Origin of the sequence: Streptomyces sp. NPDC002032 (assembly GCF_042890765.1) — a bacterium.
Lineage (GTDB): Bacteria > Actinomycetota > Actinomycetes > Streptomycetales > Streptomycetaceae > Streptomyces.
This window is the reverse complement of record NZ_JBIASM010000010.1, coordinates 79530-100914: the sequence shown is the minus strand read 5'-3', so window position 1 is coordinate 100914 and position 21385 is coordinate 79530. Positions and strand designations below refer to the sequence as shown.

The following is a 21385-nucleotide window of genomic DNA, read 5'->3' as shown; positions in this document are numbered from 1 at the left end:
CGGGGCGGGGGGCCCGGGGCCCGCGTCCGCGCTTCCTCCGATCAGCCACTCATCGACGGCCACAGGACCGTGGATACGCGGGAGGGCGGCTCCTAGCCTGGATACCGGGGGGTGCCCGTGTACCCGTGCGGCGCGGACCGGCTCCGCGTCCGCCGCCACCGACACTCAGCGAGGTGCTGCCATGTCCGGCCCGTCCGCCCTGTCCGCCCGGCTGATCGACATCTCCCTGCCCGGGGACCTCGCGGCCGCCGGCCTGGCCCGCGAGACCCTCGGCACCTGCGTCGCGGACCGGGACCTGGCGGACGACGGCAAGCTGCTGCTGTCCGAGGCCGTCGCCAACGCCGTCGAGCACAGCGGCAGCGGCCGGCTGCGGCTGGTCATCCGGCACGACACCGCCACCGGCTCGCTGATGTGCGCCGTACGGGACGACAGCGCCGAGATGGCCCGTACGGCGGGCACGCCCGCGGGGTGCGCGGAGCGCGAGTCCGGCCGCGGCCTCGCGATCATCGCCGCGCTGAGCCTCGCCTGGGGCTTCAGCACCGACGGCTTCGGCAAGTGGCTGTGGTTCTGCCTGGGCCCCGCCGCCTGAGCCCGGCCCGCCGCGGGGCGCTCCGCGTACTCACGTCCGTCTGAGTACGGGAGCGGTGCCGCCCGGCCCGGCCCGCCTGCTGGGATGGGCCCATGACGACGAAGCCCGCTTCCGCCCCGCACGCCGCGCACCCCGCGCCCTCGCGCCGACGCCCTGCCAGGGCGCTGCTCGCGGGCGGCGCGGTGCTGGTGGTGGCGGCGTTCACCCAGGGGTGCGCGAGCGGCCGGGTCATGTCGGAGACGGAGTTCCGCGGGCACATGCGGCAGACCGAGGCGGCGGGCCAGGACGCGGTGCGGCAGCTGGGCATGGACCCCGCGGCCACGGTGGACCGGCGCTCCATGGACGACTCCGCCTGCAAGGACGACCTCGGCCTCGACTCCGAGGGCGTCACCCGCGACCAGCCGAGCGTCACCTGGGCGCCCCGCTTCGCGAGCCCCGCGGCGTACGAGGCGGCCCTCGCCCGACTGCGCGCGGCGTGGGCCGCGCGGGGCCTGGAGGTGGAGGACGTACCCGCCCCGGCGACGGGCCGGCCGGGATCCGGCCTGCGGGGGATCCGGACGACGGACGGCCACGCCGTCGAACTGTCGCTGCGCCCGGACTGGTACTCGGGGGATCCGGTGCTGCGCGCCGACGGCGGATGCGTCCGGCACCTCGGGTACCTGGCCGGGTGGGAGTGAGCGGCCGCCCCGGCCGGCGCGTCACGTAGCCTCGGGAGCGTTCCACGACTTCGCATCGCACCGCACCGCACCGCATCCGGACGGCCCGTCACCTGTGAGCACACCCATCAGCACCGAGAACCCGGCGCATCGGCCACCGACCCCTGGGGTGATCGTGGACCGGACCGACCACCCGCCCTCCCCCGGCCGCCACCTGACGCCCCGGGGGATCGTGGACCTGCGGGGCCGGGCGGGCGGTGACGTCAGGCTGACCTACCCGGCGAACGCGGCGGTCGTCGTCGCCGGGCTCCCCGGGAGCGGGAAGAGCACGCTGCTGCGCGCGTGGTCCGCCGCCGCCACCGTCGTCGATCCGCGTGTCACCCGCGAGGCCCACGAGGCGCGGATGCCCGACTGGCTCCCGTACGGCGCGTACCGGCCGTGGGCGCGGCTGAACCACATGCGGTGGATACGCTGCGAGATGGGGCGGCGCCGCCCCCTGCTCATACACGACTGCGGAAGCCGGACGTGGATGCGGCGCTGGCTCGCGCACACGGCGGGCCGCGCCGGCCGTCCGCTGCACATGGTGGTCCTCGACGTCGGCCCCCAGGAGGCCCTTTCGGGCCAGCACGCCCGCCGCCGACTGGTGTCGCCGCGGGTCTTCCGCGTCCACCAACGGGGCCTCGCGCGGCTGCTGGACCGGCTCGGGCACGCCGACGGCCCGCCCACGACGACCGCCGCAGCCGTCGCCGGCGGGGTCAGCTCCGTGGTGCTGCTCGACCGCGCTCTGCGGGACCGCCGGGTCGTCTCGGTGCGGTTCGGCCCCGAACGGGAGGCGTGAGCCGGGTCACTGGGCGCCGAGCGTCATCCACGACTCGGGCTTCTCCAGCGGGGCGAAACCGACCTTGGCGTAGACCTCGTGCGCGTCCGCGGTGGCGAGCAGGATGCGGCGCAGGCCGTACGGGGCGAGGTGGTCGCGCACCGCGGTGACCAGGGCGGTGCCCAGCCCCTCGCCGCGCGCTTCCGGGGCGATGTACACGTCGCACAGCCAGGCGAAGTCGGCGTGGTCGGTCACCACCCGGGCGTAGCCGACCTGCCGTCCGGAAGCCCGTTCGTAGACGCCGAAGTTGAGGGAGCCGGCGATCGCCCGGTCCTGCTTCTCCCGGGACCGGTCGCGGGCCCAGTAGGCGTCCTGCGACAGCCATTGGTGGATCAGGGCGGGATCGATCCGGGCGGAGTCGGCGGAGATCTCGTACGCGGGGGGAAGGGCGCTGGTCATGACCGCATCCAAGCAGGTCCGATCATTTCCGGCCGCCGATTTTCGTACCGCTCCGGCGCCGGCCGCCGACCGCCGCCCGGAGCGCGAGCCGGAGCGGGAGCGTGTTTTCCGGGCGGGTTGGTGACGCGCCCGGCCGCGGTTAACCTGCCTCGTCGCGAACAGGCCATGGAGGTCACTCAGCATGAGCAGCACAACGCCGTCGTTTCCCGAGCGGATCGAGCTCTCGGGGGAGGGTCTCGTCCTACGTGACTGGGCGGAGGCGGACCTGGCGCCGATGCCGGAGCTCTTCGACCACCCCGACATCGCGTACTGGACTCCGATCGTCTCCCCCTTCGACGAGGCGGCCGCCGCCGCCCGCCTGGTGCGGGCCCGGGAGTTGCGGGAGGAGGGCACGGCGATCCTGCTCGCCATCACCCTCGACGGGGGCGCGCCGCTCGGCGAGGTGATGCTGCGGCGCGCCCCGGAGGGGACCGAGATCGGCTACGCGGTCGGGCCGGCCCACCGGGGCCAGGGGCTGGCGGTGCGCGCGGTGCGGCTGGTGGCCGCGTACGCCTTCGAGCAGCTGGGCGCGGAGCAGGTGATCCTGGAGCTGGAGCCCGAGAACGCGGCCAGTGTCGCCGTGGCGACGAAGGCGGGCTTCGAGCTGCTCGACGTACCGCTGATCACCGGCGAGGAGAAGGGGCGGCCCTACGGCCTGCAGACGTGGGGGCTCAGCCGCTCCTGACGTCCAGTGCCCGCGCCTGCGGCGGTACGGCGGCCTGCGTGTGCAGGGCGGCCTCGGCGGCGGTGTGGGGGTCGGCGAAGGTGAACGCGTACGGGGACGGTCCGTGGGCGCGCAGGGCCGCCAGCCGTTCCAGGGCCTCGCCGACCGTCGGCAGGTGCCCGGCGGGGATCCACCAGAGCACCAGGTGCGCCTCGACGTGCCGGTGGAACCAGTCGCGGCGGTGCCGCATCACCTCCAGGTGTCCGCTGCGGTAGACGAAGTCCCACAGGGCTTCCCGCGTCTGCCACACCGACAGGGTGACGATGACGTTCTCGCCCGCCGGACGCAGGCCGGTGGCGTCCGCCTCGCCCTCTTCGACGAGCCGCCACACGAAGCCGGGCGCGCCGTCGGCGGCCGCGTTGACCGGATCGAGCAGCTCGACGAACGGCGCGACGCGCGGGTCGTCGAGGGGGTACCTGAGCGTGGCCACGTTGAGCTGGGCGAGGTGGGCGGCGGCGTGCGGGGGCGAGGTCATGTCGGAAGGGGCGGTCATGGCCCCATCCCAGCACGGCCGGCTTTTCTATGTCAATGATCGTTGTTTTTAGAAACTTCCTCCACCACCACGCAGCACTCCCCCGGCCGGGCGTCCATGCGCGGGCGGACGGGGCCGTCCACGCCGAGCAGCCCTTCGAGCAGGGCCAGGTTCATGCCGCAGACCAGCGGCGGGAAGCGTTCGGCGACGGCGTGGAAGGGGCAGTTGCGCATGCGGACGACCTCGGTGGCCCCGGCACCGGCGTCCTCCAGGTGCGGTTCGTAACCGCGGGCGGCGAGCGCCTCCACGGCCTCCGCGAGGCCGCCGCAGGGCGCCCCCGGCCCGCGCAGGGCCTCCCCCCGGCGGCGCGCGGCCGCGCACAGCGCGGCGTCCAGTCCGGCCTGCTCGGCGGCCTCGGCGAGCAGTTCGGCGGCGGTGCGGTAGTCGCGGGCGGGCAGCGAGACCGAGCGTTCGCCCGGCGCCCGCGTGTAGACCTTGGCGGGACGGCCCGCCCCCGGCCCCGACCGGCCCGTCAGGCGGCGGCTGCCGCTCTCCAGCAGCCCGGCGTCGGCCAGCTTGTCGAGGTGGTGCGCGGCGAGCGTGCGCGCCACCCCGGCCGCCTCGGCGGCCTCGTTGCGGCCGACCTCGCGGCCCTGCGCGGCAACGTACTCGTACAGCCGGCGGCGCACGGGATCCTGTAGCGCCGCGATCGCGTCGATGTCCTCCATACGGCCATTCTAAGAACCATGCGCATAGGAGATAGAAAGCGGAACGGAAGGGACCGGCTCGGCACGGCCGGCCCGGCATGACAGCTGTCATACGGCATGCGTGACCCAGGCCCCTGCCCGCGCACCCGTCGGCCGAACAGACTGATGGTCAACACACCGACCATGGGGGACACATGAACGCCAGGACCAAGAAGACCACGACGACGACCGCACCGGCCGCGCCGGCCGACTACCGCCTCCCGGTCTGGTTCTTCGCCTTCGAAGGCGTTCTCGCGGGTGCCTTCGACATCCTCCAGGCCTTCCCCACCGCGTGGCCCGTCCTGCTCCTCCTGCTGGCCGTGAACATCATCATCTCCCTGACGATGCTGCGGGGGCGCCTCAAGCTCGCCAAGGAGCTGTGGCGCGGCCGGGAGACCCGCAAGGTCGCCCTCGCGCTCGTCGCCCTGCGGATCGGCAGCCACTTCGCCCTGAGCGCCCTGGGTCTGGCCGTCACCTCCACCCTCGGGCACCTGTTCTTCGCCGTCGTCATGGCCGCCATGACGATCGGCCTGCTCGCCTACTCGCAGCACGCCGCCCTCCGCGCCCTCGCCGCCTCCACCGCCTCCACCGCCCCGGCGGTCTGACCCGGCGGCGCCGCACGCCGCGCCGAACGCCACGGCGTGGCGGGAAACGCCCCCCACGGCACGCGAAGATGGAAGGCTCCGGCCCCCGCGACGCAGCCGCCGGGCCGCGACAGGATGGAGCACCGTGACGTCTTCGTTCACCACCGAGGCCGAGCACCGCGGCAACACCGTACTGATCAGCTTCATCGGAGACCTGGACGCGGCCGCCGCGCCCGCCCTGTACGACGTACTGCCGGTGCTCGCCACCGACACCGGCTCCGACGTGCTCATGCTCGACCTGCACCAGGTGTCGTACATGGACACCCCGGGGCTGCTCCTGCTCCTGGACCTGCACCGGCGGGCCGAATGCCTCGGCCTGCGGGTCCTGGCCATCGGCTGGCGCGAACAGCCCCAGCAGCTCATGGCCACCGTCGCGGGCATCCGCGGACGCGGATCCGCGACGGGAGAGCGCTACGCGCTGGCCGGTTTCCGCCGCCTCATCGAAACGCGCGCCGAACACTCCACCGCCGCCGAGGCCCAGGCCCAGGCCCAGGTCCCCCGGCCCCTGGTACCGGGCGGAGCGTCCGGCCCGTACGGCACGGCCCCCTGGGCCCCGGCCCTGCGCGGGGGACGCTGAGCCCTCCCCGTTCCCGAGAGCCCCGTACCCCGGGGCCGGCATCCCCCGTGGCGGGCGACGGCCTTCCCGCGCCCGGCGCGCCCGGCGCGCCCGTCGGCGGGGTGTCGGTGGGGCGTCGGGGGTGTCGGGCCGCTGTCGGTGGGGTCCGGCACCGTTCGGGGGGTCGGCCGGTGCTCATCCGGCCGGGGGTCAGGGAAGGGGATCTCTCGTGTATGACGTAGTGATCGTGGGGGCCGGTCCGGTCGGTCTGTTCCTCGCCTGCGAGCTCGGCCTCGCGGGCTGTTCGGTGCTGGTGCTGGAGCGGGATCCGCAGCCGCACTCCCCGTTCAAGGAGGGGCCGCTCGGCATGCGCGGCCTGTCCGCCGCGTCGGTGGAGGCGTTCGACCGCCGCGGGATGCTGGACGCGCTGCTGACGGCTTCGGCCGCGCACGGTGATGACCCCTGGGCGGCGCCGGGCGCCGAAGCGGAGGGGGAGGCCGGTCCGGACGCGGGCGAGCCCTCGCCCCCGCTACGGGTGGGCCACTTCGCCGGCATGATGCTCGATCCGGCGCGGGTCGACGTCGCCGCCCTGCCGTACCGGCTTCCCGGCCCGGCGACGGAGGGCATGCGGACGTACCTCGTGGCGGTCGAGGCGCTGCTGGCCGGGCGGGCGTTACGGCTCGGCGTGGACATCGAGCGCGGCGTCACCGTCACGGCCGTCTCCCAGGACGACGGGGGCGTGGTCGTCCGGGCCGGCGAGCGGGCGTACGCGGCCCGCTGGGCCGTGGGCTGCGACGGCGGCCGCAGTACGGTGCGCCGACTGGCCGGCTTCGAATTCACCGGCACCGAGCCGCAGTTCACCGGCTACACCATGCAGGCCACCGTCACCGGCGGCGCGGAGCTGCGCCCCGGCTTCCACCTGACGCCGACGGGCATGTACCTGCGGCCCTCCGAGGGTCACATCGGCGTCATGGACTTCGACGGCGGCGCGTTCGACCGCTCCCGGCAGCCGACCCACGACCATCTCCAGACGGTGGTGCGCCGCGTGGCGGGCACCGGGGCGGTGCTGAGCGACGTACGCCTGGTCTCGACCTTCACCGACCGGGCGATGCAGGCGACGACCTACCGGCTCGGCCGCGTCCTCCTCGCGGGCGACGCCGCCCACATACACGCGCCCCTCGGCGGCCAGGGGCTCAACACCGGCCTGGGCGACGCCCTGAACCTGGGCTGGAAGCTCGCGGCGACGGTGCACGGGCACGCGCCGGACGGGCTGCTCGACACCTACACGCGCGAGCGCCATCCGGTCGGCGCTGCGGTGCTCGACTGGTCGCGCGCCCAGGTGGCGGTGATGCGGCCGGACGCGTACGGCCGGGCGGTCCAGTCCGTGGTGCGCGACCTGATCGGAACCCGTGACGGGACGACGTACATGTTCGGGAGGCTGTCGGGGGCGTCGATCCGGTACGACCTGGGGGAGGGACATCCCCTGATCGGCCGCAGCGCCCCGGACCTGCGGCTCGGGGACGGCAGCCGCCTCGGCGACCTGATGCGGGACGGACGGGGCGTCCTGCTCGACCTCAGCCCCGACGGGTGCCTGCGCGAGGTGGCGGCGGCCCGGGCGGGCCGGATCCGGTACGCGGCCGGGCCCGCGAGGCACGACCTCGGCCTGGGCGCCGTGCTCGTCCGGCCCGACGGCGTGGTCGCCTGGGCGGCCGGGGGCAGCCCTGACCGTGCGGCGTCGGAACGGGCCGCCGACCGGTGGTTCGGGGCCCCGCTCCCCCGCTGAAGCGGCCCCCTGCCGAGGCATCCCTGGCCCGGGGTGCGGCCCGTTGCGTACGCTGGCCGTATGCGGATGCGCCCCACTCTGAGCTGGACTCCGACCGGGGAACCACGGCCCGGCAGCACCGATGCCGAGCCGGTCGCCGAGGCGCTGCGCGGCGGCGGCGTGGTGGTGCTCAGCGGGGCGGGCCTGTCCACGGAGTCGGGCATCCCCGACTACCGGGGCAAGGGCGGCAGTCTGCGCCGGCACACCCCGATGACCTACCAGGAGTTCACCGCCAGCCCCCGGGCCCGGCGCCGGTACTGGGCGCGCAGTCATCTGGGCTGGCGCACGTTCGGCCGGGCCCGGCCCAACGCCGGGCACCGGGCGGTGGCGGCGTTCGGGCGGCACGGCCTGCTCTCGGGCGTGATCACCCAGAACGTCGACGGCCTGCACCAGGCCGCCGGCAGCGAGGGCGTGGTGGAACTCCACGGCAGCCTGGACCGGGTCGTCTGCCTTTCCTGCGGGGCCTTCGAACCGCGCCGGGAGCTGGCCGGGCGGCTGGAGGAGGCCAACGCCGGCTTCGAGCCGGTCGCCGCCGCGCTGAATCCGGACGGGGACGCCGACCTCACCGACGGGCAGGTCGGGGACTTCCGCGTGGTGCCGTGTACGCGGTGCGGGGGCGTCCTCAAGCCGGACGTGGTGTTCTTCGGCGAGTCCGTTCCGCCGGGGCGGGTCGAGCAGTGCCGCGCACTGGTCGGCGGGGCCGCCTCGCTGCTGGTCCTGGGGTCCTCGTTGACGGTGATGTCCGGGCTGCGGTTCGTACGGCAGGCGGCCGGCGCCGGCACGCCCGTACTGATCGTCAACCACGACCCGACCCGGGGTGACCAGCACGCCCTCACCCGTATCGCGCTCCCCCTGGGGCCCACCCTCAGCGCCCTGGCCGACCGGCTGGGGATCCCGGCCGACGGCCTGGCTGGCGGCCCGGCCGACGGTCCGGCGGCGGACTGAGGCGGACTGAGGCGGACTGAGGCGCTCAGGCTTGCGGGAGGGGGCGCACCGGCGGCGGCCGGCCGCCGCCGCCGCGCAGCTCATCGGCGGCGCCGGATCCGGATCGGTCCCCGGGCCGTGGCCGGGTCGACGGGGCGACCGCCCTGGGTGATGTCCACCTCGCCGGCCTCCGCCAGCCGCCGGGCCGCGCGCCGGACCGGTTCCATGAGCGCGCGCCAGCCGTCGTCCTGCCCGGTGTGCGCCGCCCGGGCGGCATCGGAGGGGCAGACCGTCGCGGACGGGCCGCGGCGCTCCAGCAGTTCCAGGATGGCCCGCTCCAGACGCCGCTCCAGACCCCGCTCCCCCGGTCGTCCGCGCTCGCCGTCGTCCATGGCGCCAGTGTCGCCCCGGTCGGGGCGCCTGCGCACCCGGTGCGCGGGTCCGCGGGTCCGTGGGTCCGTGGGCAGACGTACGAAGATCATCCGGGGCGGGCCGGGGCGCCCGGGCGCCCGGGGCTCAGGACGCGCCGGCGCGTGCCGATCCGGTGCTCGCGCCGCTGGAGTCGCCGAGGAAGCAGGTGACCTTGCGGTCGCCGAGCGTCCAGGTCGCGGCCTGCGGGAAGTAGTAGTAGAGCTCCAGCTTCGCCGCGTGCTTGGGGTCGTTGCCCACGTAGTCGGTGAGGAGCGTGCCGCCGCACTTCTCCTCGGCCATCGCGACGACCTTGTCCGAGCCGGGGTACGCGCCGCCCGGCAGGTCGAAGACGGCGTACGCCTCGCCCTCGTGGGGCTGGCTGCAAGGCACCACGCGGACGGAGGGGGAGGCCTTGGCGCCGTCCTTGTCCTTGTAGTCGGTCAGGTCGCCGTCCGTGTCGAAGCAGTCCCCGGCCCGGATGTCGTTGACCTTGCTGGAGCCCGAGCCGGTGACCTGGCCGCTGGTGTCGCGCTTGGGCGCGGCGGCGCCGTGCAGGGTCCCGGTCAGTCCGAGGACGAGGACGGTGCCGTAGATCAGGATGGTCGCGGCGTGGATGACGATCGCCGCGACGGCGAAGCCCTTGCCCTTCTCGCCGCGCGAGCGGATCTGGGAGAGGGCGACGATGCCGAGGATCAGCGGCACCAGGGGGATCGCGCAGACGATCGACATGACGAACGCCACGATGGCCAGGGCGTTCGTCTTCTGCGGCGCCATCTGCGGCGCGTACCAGCCGTTCGGGCCGGGGGGCGGTCCGGGCGGACCGGGCTGCTGGCCCGGCTGGCCGTACGGCGCTCCGTACGGGTTGGGGGACGGCTGCGGCGGCGGGGGTATGGACATGCGCGTGGGGCTCCTCGTAGAACAGGGGAATGCGTCGCCGGTGGCCGGGCGGTGGGGCCGCGGCCGTCGGGCGGCGTCTGATGGTCGCACGCTGCTCGGACAAGCGGGCGGCGGGGCGGTCTTGCTGCGCATGGCCGGTGGCCCAGGGCCAGTCGGCCGCGCCGCCGGCCTCGATGAGGGGGACCACGTCGAACGCGGCGCCCATGAGGCCGCCGAAGGAGCCGTGGGCGGGCTGATGCCCCGCCAGGTTCCAGGTGCAGACGGGGATTTCGACCGGTGCGGTTTCGGCCGGGCCGTCCGGGCGGGTGCCCGGCCGCCCGCGTCCAGGATTTCGTCATCCTCGCCGCCATCCAGTGGGCTGACCATCCGGACCGTGAGAAGGCGTTCCTCCTGTCCTACGGGCGGGAGCTGTCCGACGACGAGCGGTACGCGCTGCGCTGCCTGACCGCGCTCGACGCGGTCAACTGCCTGGCCTGAGGCCCGGACAACGGCGACGCCGATGTCACCGCCCGGGGCCGGCGGACCATGGACCGGCCCATGGAGGAGGACCGGTTGAGCGCCGTCCACCGGCGTATCGGAAACGTCATGGTCCTGGTTCGGCGGTGCCGGTGCCGGCGTTGTTGACCGGCACGTCGACCCGGCCGAGTTCGTCGGCGAGCGCGTCGATCACGTCGGCCGCATCGGGGAGGTCCGTCAGGTCGAGCCGGGCGACGGCCGCCGTGGGCCGGCGCGCGGTTGCGAGGGGAGTGGTCACGTCCCGGCCGGCTCGCCGGCGAGGGCGGCCAGTACGCGGTCGGGGGTCAGGGGCAGCTCGCGCAGGCGCCGGCCGGTGGCATGGCTCACGGCGTTGCCGATGGCCGCCGCGGCGCCGACGATGCCGATCTCCCCGATGCCCTTGCTGCCCATCGGGTTGAGGTGCTTGTCGTGCTCCTCGATCCAGTGGGCCTCTACGGCCGGGACGTCGGCGTTGGCCGGTACGTGGTAGGCGGCCAGGTCGCGCTCCGCGAAGTCGCCGAACGCCGGGTCGAGGCCGCCGTGTTCGGTCAGGGCCATGCCGAGCCCCATCACCATCCCGCCGGTGAGCTGGGAGCGGGCCGTGCGGGGGTTGAGGATTCGGCCGGCGGCGAAGACGCCGAGCATCCGGCGCACGCGTACCTCGCCGGTGACGGTGTCCGCCTGGACCTCGGCGAAGTGCGCCCCGAACGCGTGGCGGGCGTACGGTGACTTCTGCTTCGCCGACTGGGTGGTGTCGGCGGACGCGGAGAGCCCGGCGGCGGGCAGCGGCCCCTCGTGCCGGGCGAGCCGGTCGGTCAGGGCGGTGCACGCGTCGTGTACCGCCCACCCCCACGAGGCGGTTCCGGTGGAGCCGCCGGCGACGGGTCCCGGAGGCAGCGCGCTGTTCGCGATGGACAGCGCGACGGCGTCGAGCGGGACGCGCAGCGCGTCGGCGGCGATCTGGGAGAGGACCGTACGGGCGCCGGTCCCGATGTCGGTGGCGTTGACCTCGACGAGGTAGCTCCCGTCCGGGCGGGCGTGGGCCCGGGCACCCGCCGGGGCGATGTACACGGGGTAGGTGGCGGCGGCCACGCCGCTGCCGATGAGCAACGGCCCCTCCCGCAGGGGCGGCCGGCGGCCCGGCCAGCCGAAGCGGCGCGCGCCCTCGCGCAGGCATTCCACGAGGTGGCGGCTGCTGAAGGGGCGGCCGCTGTCGGGCTCGGTGTCCGGGTCGTTGCGTACGCGCAGCTCGACGGGGTCCATGTCGAGGGCGTCGGCCAGTTCGTCCATGGCCGACTCCAGCGCGTACATGCCGGGCGTCTCGCCGGGGGCCCGCATCCAGGAGGGGGTGGGCACGTCGAGCGCGGTGACCCGGTGCGTCGTGCGGTGGTCAGCGGCGCCGTACATCACCCGGGCGGGTACGCCGGCCTGCTCGACGAACTCGCGCACCTGCGAGGTGTACGTGGTGACCTCGTGGATCAGCGAGGTGAGGGTGCCGTCGGGGCGGGCGCCGAGCCGGACTCGGTGCAGGGTCGGCGCGCGGTGGCCGACCGTGGCGGCCATGTACTGACGGGGCAGGGCCAGGGTGACGGGTCGTCCGCAGTGGCGGGTGGCCATGACGGCGAGGACGACGTGGGGGCGCGGTGTGCCCTTGGAGCCGAATCCGCCGCCCACGTGCTCGGCCAGGACGGTGATGCTGTCCTCCGGCAGCCGGAACAGCCCGGCCAGGACGCTGCGCACCACCGTGGTGCCCTGGCAGGAGTCGTACACGGTGAGCCGGCCGCGGCCGGCGTCCCAGTCAGCGGTGGCGGCGTGCGGCTCCATGGGGTGGTTGTGCAGGGGCGGCACCGAGTAGCGGGCGTCGACCCGTACGGGCGCGGCCGCGAACGCCGCGTCCGGATCGCCCTGTTCGCGGTGCGCGGGGTATCCGCCGTTGACTTCCTCGGGGGTGTAGAGGCCGGGGTGTCCCTCGCGCAGGGTGACGTCGTACGGCTCCGCCTCGTAGGTGACGCGCACCGCGTCGGCGGCGGCCCGGGCCACCTCCAGGGTGTCGGCGACGGCCAGCGCCACGTACCACCCGCGGTGCGGTACCCGCAGGTCCTGGAGCAGTTGGAGGGTGGGGTCGTCGGAGGGGCCCAGGCGCGGTGCGTCGTACGGGGTGAGGACGCCCAGGACGCCGGGCAGGGCCAAGGCGGCGGCGGTGTCGACGGCGGTGATCCGGCCGCGGGCGATCGTCGCGGGCACCGGCCAGGCGTACGCCCGTCGGGGCAGGTGCTGTTCGGCGGCGTACCGGGCGGCGCCGGTCACCTTCTCCCGGCCTTCGCGCCGCGGGACGGGGGCACCGAGAGAGGCTTGGGCGGTGGTGTCGGGGCTGGCGGCGGTGGGGCTCATCGTGGTCCTGTTCCTGGTCGGTGGCGCGGCTTACGGCGTGGCGGGGGAACCGGGATGCGGACCGGCCAGCGCGGCGACGGCGTCGCAGGCGAGGTTGCGGGCGAGGGGGATCTTGTACGCGTTGTCGCGCAGCGGCTCTGCCCGGGCGAGTTCCGCGTCCACTGCCGCTCGGACGGCGTCGGGGTGCGGCTCGGCCCCGGTCAGCCGCGCCTCGGCCGTGGTGGCCCGCCAGGGCCGGTGGGCGAGGCCGCCGAAGGCGAGGGCGATCCGGCGTACCCGGCCGTCGTCGAGTTCGAGCACGACGGCGACCGACGCGAGGGCGAAGGCGTACGAGGCACGTTCGCGGGCCTTGCGGTAGAGCGAGACGGCGTCGGGCGCCGCCGGCGGCAGGAGGACCCCGGTGATGATCTCCCCGGGGCGGATGACGGTGTCCTGCTCGGGGTGGTCGCCGGGCAGCCGGTGGAACTCGCCGGCCGCGACGGTGCGGGTGGTGTCCGGGCCGCCGTACAACTCGACCTCGGCGTCCAGCGCGGCCAGGGCCACGGCCATGTCCGAGGGCTGGGTGGCGATGCAGTGCTCGGAGTGCCCGAGTACCGCGTGGTCGCGGTGGATTCCCTCGCGGGCGCCGCAGCCGCTGCCGGGTTCGCGCTTGTTGCACGGCTTGGAGAGGTCCTGGAAGTAGGCGCAGCGGGTGCGCTGGAGCAGGTTGCCGCCGGTGGTGGCGACGTTGCGCAGTTGTCCGGAGGCGCCGGCGAGCAGCGCCTGGCTGAGGAGCGGGTAGCGGGTGCGCACGCGCGGGTCGGCGGCCATGTCGGCGCCCCGGACCATGGCACCGACGCGCAGGCCGCCGTCGGGCAGTTCGGTGATCTCCTCCAGCGGCAGCCGGGAGATGTCGATGAGGGCGGTGGGGGTCTCGACGCCCAGTTTCATCAGGTCCACGAGGTTGGTGCCGCCGGCGAGGTAACGGGAACCGGGGTGGGCGGCGTAGGCGTCGGCGGCCTCGCGCAGGCTGGTGGCGCGTACGTAGGCGAAGGGCTTCACGCGATCACGTCCGCGCCGGCCTTGGTGGCCGCGGCGTCCGCGCCCGCGTCGGCGACGGCGCCGACGATGCCGGGGTAGGCACCGCAGCGGCACAGGTTGCCGCTGAGCCGTTCCCTGATCTCCTCGGCGGTCAGCGTCGCCGGCCCGGCCTGCGCGGCGGCGGCGGCGGTGACGTGTGAGGGGTGTCCGGCGGCGGCTTCGCGGAGGACGCCGACGGCGGAGCAGAGCTGGCCGGGGGTGCAGTAGCCGCACTGGAAGGCGTCGTGCTCGATGAAGGCGCGCTGGAGCGGGTGGAGGGCGCCGTCGGCGGCGGCGAGGCCTTCCACGGTGGTGATCTCGCAGCCGTCGAGGGCGACGGCGAGCAGCAGGCAGCTGTTGACGCGCCGGCCGTCCACGAGGACGGTGCAGGCGCCGCACTGCCCGTGGTCGCATCCCTTCTTGGCGCCGGTCAGGTCCAGGTGCTCGCGCAGGGCGTCGAGGAGCGTGACGCGGTGGTCCAGGTCCAGGTCCTGGTGGACACCGTTGACGCGCAGGGTCACGCGGGAGCGGGCACCGCCGGCGACCGCGTCGTGCGGCGTGCGCGACCCCGGTCCGGGGTCACCGGCGTGCTCCGGCCGGGATGCGGGCGGGTCGTTTGCGTGGGCCACGACGAACTCCCTTGTCTTCCGTTCGGGGAGGGAATATCCGTCCCACTGCCCAGCCTGGCGCCTCTCACGCCCGCGCGCGCTCCACGCCCCCGCCCGCCTCACCGGCCTCCCCCATCCGGCCGACGGTCGGATTTCGTACGAGGCGGCCCGGTAAGACGCGGCCGCTGGTGCGCATCGGGTACACGATGTCGTGGACTGCGAGTTGTTGTCGGGCGGGCGGTTCCGGCTGGGCCTCGGTTCGGGCGAGGATCACGGCGTCGCCGGCGCGCCTGACCGAGTTGTCCTTCTGGTTGCCGCTCCCTTTCGCCTCGGGCGTCTCGAACGGCATGGCGGCGTCATTGTCGCCGGTCGGGCCGGCACCGATGGGACATGGCGACGTCGGCACCCGGCTGCCGGCCGCTGTCGACGCCTTTGAGCATCCGGTGGACCTCCTGGTCAACAACGCCGGCACCGCACACCACGGCCCCTCCCCAGAGACCGCCGCCCAGGACGCGTTCACCGCGATACGGCTGAACCGCGAGGCCGTCGTCCCCCTGGCACACGCCTTCCTCACCCAGGCCCGGCCAGGCGACGCACTGATCAACGTCTCGTCGCCCCTCGCATACGCCCCAGCCCCCGGGCGTAGGCCGTGTTTTAGAACTTGCCGGCCTGCCTCGTTGGCCGTCCGGGGAAGTCGCGGGCGGCCATCCAGATCGTGAGGTCGCGGGCGATGTCGTTGATGCTGGTCGCCGTGGTGACCTCGTGCTCGTTGCGGGTGGTGTCACGGCGGACGATCTCGTAGCCGCTCTCGTCCAGGACGGCCACTGAGGTGAACCAGACGGGGTCGTCTTCGTCGGGCTGGACGACGACGAAGGTGTTGTCGGAGTCGTCGAGGTCGCTGATCAGCATGAACAGCGCGTCCTCGGAGGGGTCGTCGATGCGGTCGCCGTCTTCGCTGTCGGCGCCGGGGTGTTGCGGGCTGAGCCGGTGTGGGTCGAGACGTTCACGGGCTTGCGAGTCGACCGGTTCGCGAAGCTGGTGAAAGTAGTGAAGGAACGGGGTGGGAACGGTCCCGGTGGTGGCCGGCCGTGGTGTCTGCCACTGGCCGACCGGGTCCTGCTGGTGGCGGTCTACTACCGGACGAACCTCACGATGCGGCAGCTCGCCCCGCTCTTCGGGATCTCCCCGGCCACTGTCTGCCGGGTCATCCACCGCCTACGTCCGTTGCTGGCCCTGGAGGCGGCTCCGCGGCCGGTCGCCGACATGGACCGGCTGTGGATCGTGGACGGTACCTTGATCCCGGTCCGCGATCGCACCGTCGGAGCTTCTTCCCGTAACTACCGGCTCTCGGCGAACGTGCAGGTCATCATCGATGCGGACAGCCGCCTGGTCATCGCCTCGGCCTGGCCCGCCCCGGGCAACAAGGCCGACGCCCACGTGTGGAGGGACTCCGACCTGCCGGCCACTGCGGCCGGGACGACGGTGATCGCGGACGGCGCCTACCTCGGCACCGGCCTGATCGTCCCGCACCGCAGAAGGGCCGGACGTCCCCTCCTGCGCGGCCAAGAGGAGGACAACGCCGAACACCGACGCGTCCGTGCACGCGTCGAGCACACCTTCGCCCGCACGAAGAACTGGAAGATCCTCCGCGACTGCCGCCAAAAGGGAGACGGCGTCCACCATGCAGTCCAGGCCGTAGCCACCATGCACAACCTCGCCATGGCGCGGTGAAACAACAGGCCAGACACCACTTCAGGCTGCCGAGGCCCGACCTTCGGCGACCCCCTTAGCCATCCCGCGGGTGGCCTTGCGGGGGCGCGAGCTTGTCGTGGACGAGGCCGGTGCCTCACCGACGGCCGATGTCGCGACGTGCGTGCAGCGGTACACGCTCAGCACCACGACTTCGGAATGAACCGCGCGGGGGCGGGAGCCCGCGAAGACGATCTACCGCCCCGTCCCGGCGTCAGACGCGCTCGGGCAGGTGCACGACCTCCTCGCCCTGGTCTTCGGCGGGCTCGGTGGGCGCCACACGGTCCGCGATCACCCGGCGGAGCCGCGTCACCTTGGGCCCCCAGAACTCCCGCGTGAGGCTGACGAGGCGCTTTGTCACGGGCGGCGGCCCGATGACCGCGGCGCTGACCCCGACGAGGGTGGATTCCGCCCCATTCTCGGCAATCGCCGAAATGGTGATGTTGATGAACTGCACGGGAACCCGATGTCGATGAACGGGCGTAGCAGCCGCCTGTTCCGTGGATCAGGCAACGAGCGCCCAGAGGTGAACTGGGGCATCGAGGTGGAGATCGAGCTGCGGCCCACGCGGCACCTCAGGTGAAGCCATCCTGAGCAGGCCGCATGGCGACTTGTCATGGGGCGGTGTGTGCGCGGCAAACTCGTAGTCGTCGATCTTGAGGAGTCGATCCAGGGCTCGTTGAATCCGTCGGCTCAGGCGGGCCAGCCGGCGTCCCAGCCTTGCGAGTTCAGCGTTGGACAGTTCTCGCAGGACGCGAACCAGCGGCCGCCGGGCGGCGTCCGCTGCTTGCTGATGCGCCTGCTCATGTGCCAGGAGACTCGCGAACCTCGGACTGTAAGGCGAGGTACCTGGGGAGGCGGCGGCCGCCTGGCGTGGACCACAGATGGTCCAGCCGCGCCCTCGGAGATCGCGGACTCGGCGGTTTTCGAGCTCTGCCGTAATCGCGTTGCTACTGCGTTCCGTTGCCCTCAGCAGCCGCAGGGTTTTGCTGAGTCGACCTGTGCCGGGCGGGCCGTTGACTTCCGGTTCTTTGGCGAGCCACAAAGCGGCCCTGCCGGGGAATGGCTCCCGACGATCTGCCCAAGACCGCCCCCCGTAGCGAAGCAGCACAGCGCCCTGCGGCCCTGTCGGGCGCTCCCTGCGTAGCGCAGGGGCCGTGATCGGTCACACGGCGATTCTAGCGGTCCAGCTCCATCAACTCGGATCGGATCGGGGCACCTTCTGGACGCCGCTCGGCCAGCATTAAGCCCATCAAAGTGATGATTGCGTAGGTCAGTCAGAGCGCCGGGTTTCGCAGCAGTTGCGCGGCGACCAGAGCCGCTGGAAGTGACCGGGGCCGGAGCTGCTAGCCTCCGGCGGTCTTTGCACGCACACGGGGGGTCAGAATGTTCTTCTCCTACTTCTTGCTGCTTTTCGGCCTGGCCGGCGCGGTCTCGGGCGGCTGGTTCGCCCTCAACATCCGCGGCGCGGCTGCCGCCTACGAGGCATACAGTGCCAAAAATGCGGAACTTCGCGCCCACGCCGCAGGCCGCCTCGACGTACCTCCGAACATCTGGACGGCGAAGGTAGCCCGCATCTTGGGGACCGTCGTCGGACTCTGCGGGGCCGTGCTGGTCCTCGCCTCCATCGCTCTGATCGTCGAGGGCACTGCCTGATCGGTGGGCCCGCACGGGCGGATCACGCAATGGCTCACCGGCTATGCGTGGAGATTTGCACGTGAAAGGACAAGTGCCTGGTCCAGCCAATGCTGGACCAGGCACTCGCCGTGCGTGAGGTCGTAAGCGGGGTAGGTCAGCCGATGGTGCGGGCGGTGTTCCAGTCGTCTTCTTCGACGCGCCGTCCGTTGCCGATGGTGGTGCGGCCTCCGTTGTAGAGGTGGAGGGTGCCGTCGTTGCGGGTGAGGTACATGTCGGGGATGCCGTCCCCGTTCATGTCGGGGGTGCCTCGGAGGAGGGGCCAGGTGGTGCTGTCCCAGCCGGTGGTGCCGTAGGGGAGGTCCTTGCCGTCGGCGGAGTTGACGGCGAGAGCGAGGGAGTTGATGTCGGCTCCGCCATTGGCGCCGGGCTTGCCCCGGCGCAGGGCCAGGCCCCGGCTGGGGTCGGCGTCGTCGCGGAAGACGAGGTCGGGGACGCCGTCGCCGGTGACGTCGCGGACGTCCACGATGTCGCGCTTGGTCCAGCTGGTGGCGGAGAGCTGGCGGGCTTCGGTGATGGAGGCGCCGCTGTAGCCGGTGAGGATCCAGAAGGTGTCGCCGGCGGTGGCGAAGATGTCGTCGGCCTTGTCGCCGTTCATGTCGGGGACGACGACGATCTGGGTGAGGGTGGCCGGATCGGGTGCGCCGGCGGGGAGGAGGATTTCGGTGCGGCGGCTGATGTCGAAGCGGCCGTTGCCGTCGCCCTGGTAGACGTACAGCTTGCCGTCGGGCATGCGGGCGATGAGGTCGGTGATGCCGTCGCCGGGGTACCAGTCGCTGGAGTGCGCGATCAGCGCGCTCCTGCCGCTGGGGTCCTTCCAGTAGCCGGTGGGGGCCGGCTTGCCGTTGTCGGTGGCGGCGGGCATCCAGGCGTCGACGTCGCCGGTGGCGTCGGCGGGGTAGACCCGCAGGTCGCCGGCTCCGTCAATGGCGAGGAGGTCGGCCTTGCTGTCGCCGGTGACGTCGCCGGGGCCGTCGAGGCCGGGGCGGGGGCGGACGTAGAAGGTGTAGATGAAGGGGTCGGAGAGGTTGCCGGCCTTGTTGACGATGCGGACGTAGAAGAGGTTCGGTCCGGCGTTGTCGGGGTTGACGTCGACGGTGACGGTGTCCTGCCCGGCGGCGGGGACGGCCTTCTGGTCGTAGACGGGGTGGTTCAGCGACCACTGGAACTCGCGGATGTCGGCGGGGTTGGTGCCGCCCGCGATGACGGTGATCTTGCCGGGGCCGAGGGTGTTCTTGCTCCACTCGGCGCCGTCGGGGCCGGGGGCGGGGAAGTCGTCCGAGCGGATCGTCGGCTTGGTGGGCTGGGTGTGGTCGACGGTGAACGAGCACGGCTTGTCGGTGCCGGCCGGGCCCTCTGGTGAGCGGGCGCCGTCGTAGTCGATGGTCACCGCGGCCCAGGAGTAGGTGTCGTTCGGGGTGAACAGTTCCCACTTGAGCGTGGTGCGGGCGACTCCGTAGCTGTCGGGGTTGACCTCTTGGTCGAAGAGGACCTTGCCGTCGCGCACGCGCCAGATCCGCATCTGGATGGCGCGCAGGTTGCCGTCGCCGTCGCGGCCCTGGACCTCGAACATGACGTCGGACTTGCCGACCTTGTTGAAGGGGGCGTCGGTGACGCACAGCCCGCCGGGGACGGTGTCCATGCCGGCGAGGGTGGGCTCGTCGGGGGCCTTGTTGTACTCGACCTCGATGTACGGGGCGCTTTCACCGTTGGCCTGGAACTTCTTCCAGAAGTTCGCGTCGCTCTCGTTCGGGGAGCGCAGGCCGAGGGTGAGGTTCTGCCAGGCGCCGCGGGCGCCTTCCTCGATGGTGGGCTTGATGTCGATGCCGACCCAGGCGTCGGGGCAGGACTCGCTCTTGTAGCCGTGCCCGGTGGTGGCGCCGGCGATCCGCTTGCCCCAGAACGTGCCGTTGTCCGTGTTGTTCCAGCTGCTTGAGCTGTTGATCAGCGGGGTGTGGTAGACGTCGAAGGGCTTCGGGTCGCAGCCCCAGGAGTAGGTCTGCAGCAGGCGCAGGTTCGCGGAGCGGATCTGGGAGCCGTAGAGCTGGCTGCCGAAGTCGAAGATGAACGCCGCGCGCGAGGTGCCACCGGTCGTCGACTCATACCCGACACGGGCCTCGGGCGTACCGGAGCCGCTGTTGTAGTTCTGCCCGTTCCAGAAGCTGGAGCCGCCCTCGGTCTTGTAGAAGGTCGACCAGTTCTGCTTGTGCCCCTTGAACGACGGGTCGATGAATACCGGATACACCGTGTCCGCGTCGTTGAGCAGCTGCGCGTTCGGGGTCACGGTCAGCACGTTCTCGGCCGACAGCGCGGCTGAGGCGGCCTTCGCGTGATTGCCCTCCGCCCCGTTCAGACCGGGCAGGGCCAGGGTCGGGTGGTCCTTCGCCTCGGGAACGGGCTTCGCCAGGGGCTCGCCCTCGGTAACGGCAACCTTGCCGGCCGAGTCCCACATGAATGGAGTCGGAGACCCGGCGATCTCCTGCCCGTGCGCGTCCTGCGCACTGACCGCCTTGGACTCCGCGTCCAGGTGGAAGATCAGGTCGGGGGAACTGAGCCGGTAGTCCAGCTGGCCCAGCAACGGATCAGTGGCGGCCTGCTTGTCCTTGACGACGAGGACGTGCGTATAGCCCGCGTCCTGAGCCGTCATCACCAGGTCGATCCCCGGCCGCACGTTCTCGTACAGCGCCCGCGAACCGGAGATGACCGGCGCGGGCAGCGGCCCCGGCCAGGACACCACCAGCTCGTGCCCCTCGGTGTTGAGCCGCACCAGCTCACTCCACTCAGGAGGCGGCCCGTCAGTCTTCAGCACAGCAGGACGGACAAGCGACACACGCGAAACCCCGCGCGAAGCCCGCTCACCGCCACCGGCAGGCTGCGCCTTGGAACCCGCGCTGAACACCACCCGGCCGTTGACGGACTTGGGCGCGAAACCGCCCTCCACGCGCTCCAGCGTCGTATCGACCGGCTTCCACACCGCGCCGACCTTGGCACGGGTCGCCAGGCTCGACACCCTCAGCTTGAACGTGCCGCTCGGCTGCGCCCAGGTCGTGGTGTGCGCGGTCGCTTCAGCAGTGACCTCGACTTCCTTCCCGCCCTTGGCCGCCTCTCGCCGGGCCTCGGCCGCGGTGACTGGCGCACTCGAATCGCGCGAAGGCGCGGCGTCCGGATGCGGAGCGCCGTCACCACTCGGGAGGCTCAGTCCGACGGGTACCGCCACGGCGATGGCCAGCAGCGCGGCGATCCCGCCGAGGTTTCGACGGCGCTGGAACCAGCGGCCTCGCGGAGCGGCGGCCAAGACAACGGGCTTGCCCTCGGGAGCGGTTGATGGATTTTCGCCCGAGGAATCGTTTTCGGACACGACTAATTCTCCCCCCTCGGGTGCGTCATATCCGCAACCCCCGGGTGTTCGCAGGTAATAGCCCGGTGACCGGGCAGCGCGAAGAACCGGCTCCCCGACCGGTGTTCGCGCATGAAATGTGCGGACTGAGCATGCCGCATCACGTGGTCGACGTCACCTGAGCAGACAGCATCAAGGCACCCCTTTTGTGCTGAATGTTGCGACCTATGTAGTCCGTAAGTGACAAACTCCACACCTATTCACTGGCTATGGATTTTGTTTGCTCCGAGACCGC

Annotated in this window: 24 protein-coding genes and 1 pseudogene; 12 read left to right on the top strand and 13 right to left on the bottom strand. The window is 72.8% G+C overall.

Annotation, left to right across the window (positions count from 1 at the left end; genetic code table 11):
• Positions 1 to 181: 181 nt before the first annotated feature.
• The 3 genes from ACFYYT_RS23125 to ACFYYT_RS23115 all read left to right on the top strand — a co-directional run bounded on the left by ACFYYT_RS23125 (position 182) and on the right by ACFYYT_RS23115 (position 2083).
• Positions 182 to 589: an ATP-binding protein gene (locus ACFYYT_RS23125; RefSeq protein ID WP_351816857.1), complete on the top strand. Its 408-nt coding sequence runs from the start codon at positions 182 to 184 to the stop codon at positions 587 to 589.
• A gap of 92 nt (positions 590 to 681) precedes the next feature.
• Entirely contained in the window at positions 682 to 1266 is a 585-nt protein-coding gene (locus ACFYYT_RS23120) for a hypothetical protein (protein ID WP_351816860.1), read from the top strand.
• A gap of 154 nt (positions 1267 to 1420) precedes the next feature.
• Entirely contained in the window at positions 1421 to 2083 is a 663-nt protein-coding gene (locus ACFYYT_RS23115) for an AAA family ATPase (RefSeq protein WP_351816863.1), read from the top strand.
• Positions 2084 to 2089: 6 nt separating this feature from the next.
• On the opposite strand, the gene ACFYYT_RS23110 is transcribed toward ACFYYT_RS23115, so the two are convergent.
• Complete coding sequence (locus ACFYYT_RS23110) at positions 2090 to 2521, bottom strand: GNAT family N-acetyltransferase (RefSeq protein ID WP_351816866.1); 432 nt, start codon at positions 2519 to 2521, stop codon at positions 2090 to 2092.
• Positions 2522 to 2702: 181 nt separating this feature from the next.
• Here ACFYYT_RS23110 and ACFYYT_RS23105 point away from each other — a divergent pair, with 181 nt between their 5' ends.
• Entirely contained in the window at positions 2703 to 3245 is a 543-nt protein-coding gene (locus tag ACFYYT_RS23105) for a GNAT family N-acetyltransferase (RefSeq protein ID WP_351816869.1), read from the top strand.
• Here ACFYYT_RS23105 and ACFYYT_RS23100 read toward each other — a convergent pair.
• Together ACFYYT_RS23100 and ACFYYT_RS23095 are read right to left on the bottom strand one after the other, a co-directional pair.
• Positions 3232 to 3759, bottom strand: coding sequence for a DUF3291 domain-containing protein (locus tag ACFYYT_RS23100; RefSeq protein ID WP_351817025.1), 528 nt, complete (start codon positions 3757 to 3759; stop codon positions 3232 to 3234). The genes ACFYYT_RS23105 and ACFYYT_RS23100 overlap by 14 nt on opposite strands.
• Positions 3760 to 3809: 50 nt before the next feature.
• Positions 3810 to 4484, bottom strand: coding sequence for a helix-turn-helix domain-containing protein (locus ACFYYT_RS23095; RefSeq protein ID WP_351816872.1), 675 nt, complete (start codon positions 4482 to 4484; stop codon positions 3810 to 3812).
• 173 nt (positions 4485 to 4657) lie between these two features.
• Here ACFYYT_RS23095 and ACFYYT_RS23090 point away from each other — a divergent pair, with 173 nt between their 5' ends.
• The 4 genes from ACFYYT_RS23090 (at position 4658) to ACFYYT_RS23075 (ending at position 8469) form a co-directional block, all read left to right on the top strand.
• Positions 4658 to 5107: a hypothetical protein gene (locus tag ACFYYT_RS23090; RefSeq protein ID WP_351816875.1), complete on the top strand. Its 450-nt coding sequence runs from the start codon at positions 4658 to 4660 to the stop codon at positions 5105 to 5107.
• A 124-nt stretch (positions 5108 to 5231) separates the two neighbouring features.
• Positions 5232 to 5723, top strand: coding sequence for an STAS domain-containing protein (locus tag ACFYYT_RS23085; RefSeq protein ID WP_351816878.1), 492 nt, complete (start codon positions 5232 to 5234; stop codon positions 5721 to 5723).
• A 208-nt stretch (positions 5724 to 5931) separates the two neighbouring features.
• Positions 5932 to 7485 carry an FAD-dependent monooxygenase gene (locus ACFYYT_RS23080; RefSeq protein ID WP_351816880.1) on the top strand — a complete coding sequence of 518 codons (1554 nt, stop codon included), beginning with the start codon at positions 5932 to 5934 and terminating at the stop codon, positions 7483 to 7485.
• Positions 7486 to 7551: 66 nt separating this feature from the next.
• Positions 7552 to 8469 carry an NAD-dependent protein deacetylase gene (locus tag ACFYYT_RS23075; RefSeq protein ID WP_351817028.1) on the top strand — a complete coding sequence of 306 codons (918 nt, stop codon included), beginning with the start codon at positions 7552 to 7554 and terminating at the stop codon, positions 8467 to 8469.
• An 80-nt stretch (positions 8470 to 8549) separates the two neighbouring features.
• On the opposite strand, the gene ACFYYT_RS23070 is transcribed toward ACFYYT_RS23075, so the two are convergent.
• Positions 8550 to 8840, bottom strand: coding sequence for a DUF3253 domain-containing protein (locus ACFYYT_RS23070; RefSeq protein WP_351816882.1), 291 nt, complete (start codon positions 8838 to 8840; stop codon positions 8550 to 8552).
• A gap of 124 nt (positions 8841 to 8964) precedes the next feature.
• Entirely contained in the window at positions 8965 to 9756 is a 792-nt protein-coding gene (locus ACFYYT_RS23065) for a DUF4190 domain-containing protein (RefSeq protein ID WP_351816885.1), read from the bottom strand.
• 276 nt (positions 9757 to 10032) lie between these two features.
• Between ACFYYT_RS23065 and ACFYYT_RS23060 the strand changes: the two genes are divergently transcribed.
• Complete coding sequence (locus tag ACFYYT_RS23060) at positions 10033 to 10233, top strand: hypothetical protein (protein WP_351816887.1); 201 nt, start codon at positions 10033 to 10035, stop codon at positions 10231 to 10233.
• 115 nt (positions 10234 to 10348) lie between these two features.
• Here ACFYYT_RS23060 and ACFYYT_RS23055 read toward each other — a convergent pair.
• The 5 genes and pseudogenes from ACFYYT_RS23055 to ACFYYT_RS23035 form a co-directional block, all read right to left on the bottom strand.
• Positions 10349 to 10477 (bottom strand): annotated as a pseudogene (locus ACFYYT_RS23055) (SDR family oxidoreductase); the annotation flags it as partial.
• A gap of 29 nt (positions 10478 to 10506) precedes the next feature.
• Positions 10507 to 12642 (bottom strand): xanthine dehydrogenase family protein molybdopterin-binding subunit, encoded by a 2136-nt coding sequence (locus ACFYYT_RS23050; protein WP_351816889.1) that lies wholly within the window; start codon positions 12640 to 12642, stop codon positions 10507 to 10509.
• Between the two features lie 30 nt (positions 12643 to 12672).
• The gene (locus ACFYYT_RS23045; RefSeq protein WP_351816892.1) at positions 12673 to 13683 is read right to left on the bottom strand and encodes a xanthine dehydrogenase family protein subunit M; all 1011 of its coding nucleotides are present in this window, start codon (positions 13681 to 13683) and stop codon (positions 12673 to 12675) included.
• Positions 13680 to 14330 carry a 2Fe-2S iron-sulfur cluster-binding protein gene (locus tag ACFYYT_RS23040; RefSeq protein ID WP_388609078.1) on the bottom strand — a complete coding sequence of 217 codons (651 nt, stop codon included), beginning with the start codon at positions 14328 to 14330 and terminating at the stop codon, positions 13680 to 13682. The genes ACFYYT_RS23045 and ACFYYT_RS23040 overlap by 4 nt, the downstream gene beginning before the upstream one ends.
• Before the next feature lie 64 nt (positions 14331 to 14394).
• Positions 14395 to 14658, bottom strand: coding sequence for a hypothetical protein (locus ACFYYT_RS23035; RefSeq protein ID WP_351816895.1), 264 nt, complete (start codon positions 14656 to 14658; stop codon positions 14395 to 14397).
• Here ACFYYT_RS23035 and ACFYYT_RS23030 point away from each other — a divergent pair.
• Complete coding sequence (locus ACFYYT_RS23030; protein WP_388609074.1) at positions 14657 to 15028, top strand: SDR family NAD(P)-dependent oxidoreductase; 372 nt, start codon at positions 14657 to 14659, stop codon at positions 15026 to 15028. The two genes, ACFYYT_RS23035 and ACFYYT_RS23030, sit on opposite strands and share 2 nt — an antisense overlap.
• Here the strand turns inward: ACFYYT_RS23030 and ACFYYT_RS23025 are convergent.
• Positions 14964 to 15248: a hypothetical protein gene (locus ACFYYT_RS23025; protein ID WP_351817034.1), complete on the bottom strand. Its 285-nt coding sequence runs from the start codon at positions 15246 to 15248 to the stop codon at positions 14964 to 14966. The genes ACFYYT_RS23030 and ACFYYT_RS23025 overlap by 65 nt on opposite strands.
• A 30-nt stretch (positions 15249 to 15278) precedes the next feature.
• Here ACFYYT_RS23025 and ACFYYT_RS23020 point away from each other — a divergent pair, with 30 nt between their 5' ends.
• The gene (locus tag ACFYYT_RS23020) at positions 15279 to 16040 is read left to right on the top strand and encodes a transposase (protein ID WP_351816900.1); all 762 of its coding nucleotides are present in this window, start codon (positions 15279 to 15281) and stop codon (positions 16038 to 16040) included.
• 232 nt (positions 16041 to 16272) lie between these two features.
• On the opposite strand, the gene ACFYYT_RS23015 is transcribed toward ACFYYT_RS23020, so the two are convergent.
• Positions 16273 to 16515: a hypothetical protein gene (locus ACFYYT_RS23015; protein WP_351816903.1), complete on the bottom strand. Its 243-nt coding sequence runs from the start codon at positions 16513 to 16515 to the stop codon at positions 16273 to 16275.
• Between the two features lie 929 nt (positions 16516 to 17444).
• Here ACFYYT_RS23015 and ACFYYT_RS23010 point away from each other — a divergent pair.
• The gene (locus ACFYYT_RS23010; RefSeq protein WP_351816906.1) at positions 17445 to 17714 is read left to right on the top strand and encodes a hypothetical protein; all 270 of its coding nucleotides are present in this window, start codon (positions 17445 to 17447) and stop codon (positions 17712 to 17714) included.
• Positions 17715 to 17850: 136 nt separating this feature from the next.
• Here ACFYYT_RS23010 and ACFYYT_RS23005 read toward each other — a convergent pair whose 3' ends face one another.
• Positions 17851 to 21048, bottom strand: coding sequence for a DNRLRE domain-containing protein (locus ACFYYT_RS23005; RefSeq protein WP_351816909.1), 3198 nt, complete (start codon positions 21046 to 21048; stop codon positions 17851 to 17853).
• Positions 21049 to 21385: the final 337 nt, after the last annotated feature.

What these genes read in the sequence shown, in the direction of transcription:
- ACFYYT_RS23125 (WP_351816857.1), top strand. Translation starts at nt 182, where the DNA reads ATGTCCGGCCCGTCCGCCCTGTCCGCCCGGCTGATCGACATCTCCCTG.
- ACFYYT_RS23120 (WP_351816860.1), top strand. Translation starts at nt 682, where the DNA reads ATGACGACGAAGCCCGCTTCCGCCCCGCACGCCGCGCACCCCGCGCCC.
- ACFYYT_RS23110 (WP_351816866.1), bottom strand. Translation starts at nt 2,521, where the DNA reads ATGACCAGCGCCCTTCCCCCCGCGTACGAGATCTCCGCCGACTCCGCC.
- ACFYYT_RS23105 (WP_351816869.1), top strand. Translation starts at nt 2,703, where the DNA reads ATGAGCAGCACAACGCCGTCGTTTCCCGAGCGGATCGAGCTCTCGGGG.
- ACFYYT_RS23100 (WP_351817025.1), bottom strand. Translation starts at nt 3,759, where the DNA reads ATGACCTCGCCCCCGCACGCCGCCGCCCACCTCGCCCAGCTCAACGTG.
- ACFYYT_RS23095 (WP_351816872.1), bottom strand. Translation starts at nt 4,484, where the DNA reads ATGGAGGACATCGACGCGATCGCGGCGCTACAGGATCCCGTGCGCCGC.
- ACFYYT_RS23090 (WP_351816875.1), top strand. Translation starts at nt 4,658, where the DNA reads ATGAACGCCAGGACCAAGAAGACCACGACGACGACCGCACCGGCCGCG.
- ACFYYT_RS23075 (WP_351817028.1), top strand. Translation starts at nt 7,552, where the DNA reads ATGCGCCCCACTCTGAGCTGGACTCCGACCGGGGAACCACGGCCCGGC.
- ACFYYT_RS23070 (WP_351816882.1), bottom strand. Translation starts at nt 8,840, where the DNA reads ATGGACGACGGCGAGCGCGGACGACCGGGGGAGCGGGGTCTGGAGCGG.
- ACFYYT_RS23065 (WP_351816885.1), bottom strand. Translation starts at nt 9,756, where the DNA reads ATGTCCATACCCCCGCCGCCGCAGCCGTCCCCCAACCCGTACGGAGCG.
- ACFYYT_RS23050 (WP_351816889.1), bottom strand. Translation starts at nt 12,642, where the DNA reads ATGAGCCCCACCGCCGCCAGCCCCGACACCACCGCCCAAGCCTCTCTC.
- ACFYYT_RS23030 (WP_388609074.1), top strand. Translation starts at nt 14,657, where the DNA reads ATGGCGGCGTCATTGTCGCCGGTCGGGCCGGCACCGATGGGACATGGC.
- ACFYYT_RS23035 (WP_351816895.1), bottom strand. Translation starts at nt 14,658, where the DNA reads ATGCCGTTCGAGACGCCCGAGGCGAAAGGGAGCGGCAACCAGAAGGAC.
- ACFYYT_RS23010 (WP_351816906.1), top strand. Translation starts at nt 17,445, where the DNA reads ATGTTCTTCTCCTACTTCTTGCTGCTTTTCGGCCTGGCCGGCGCGGTC.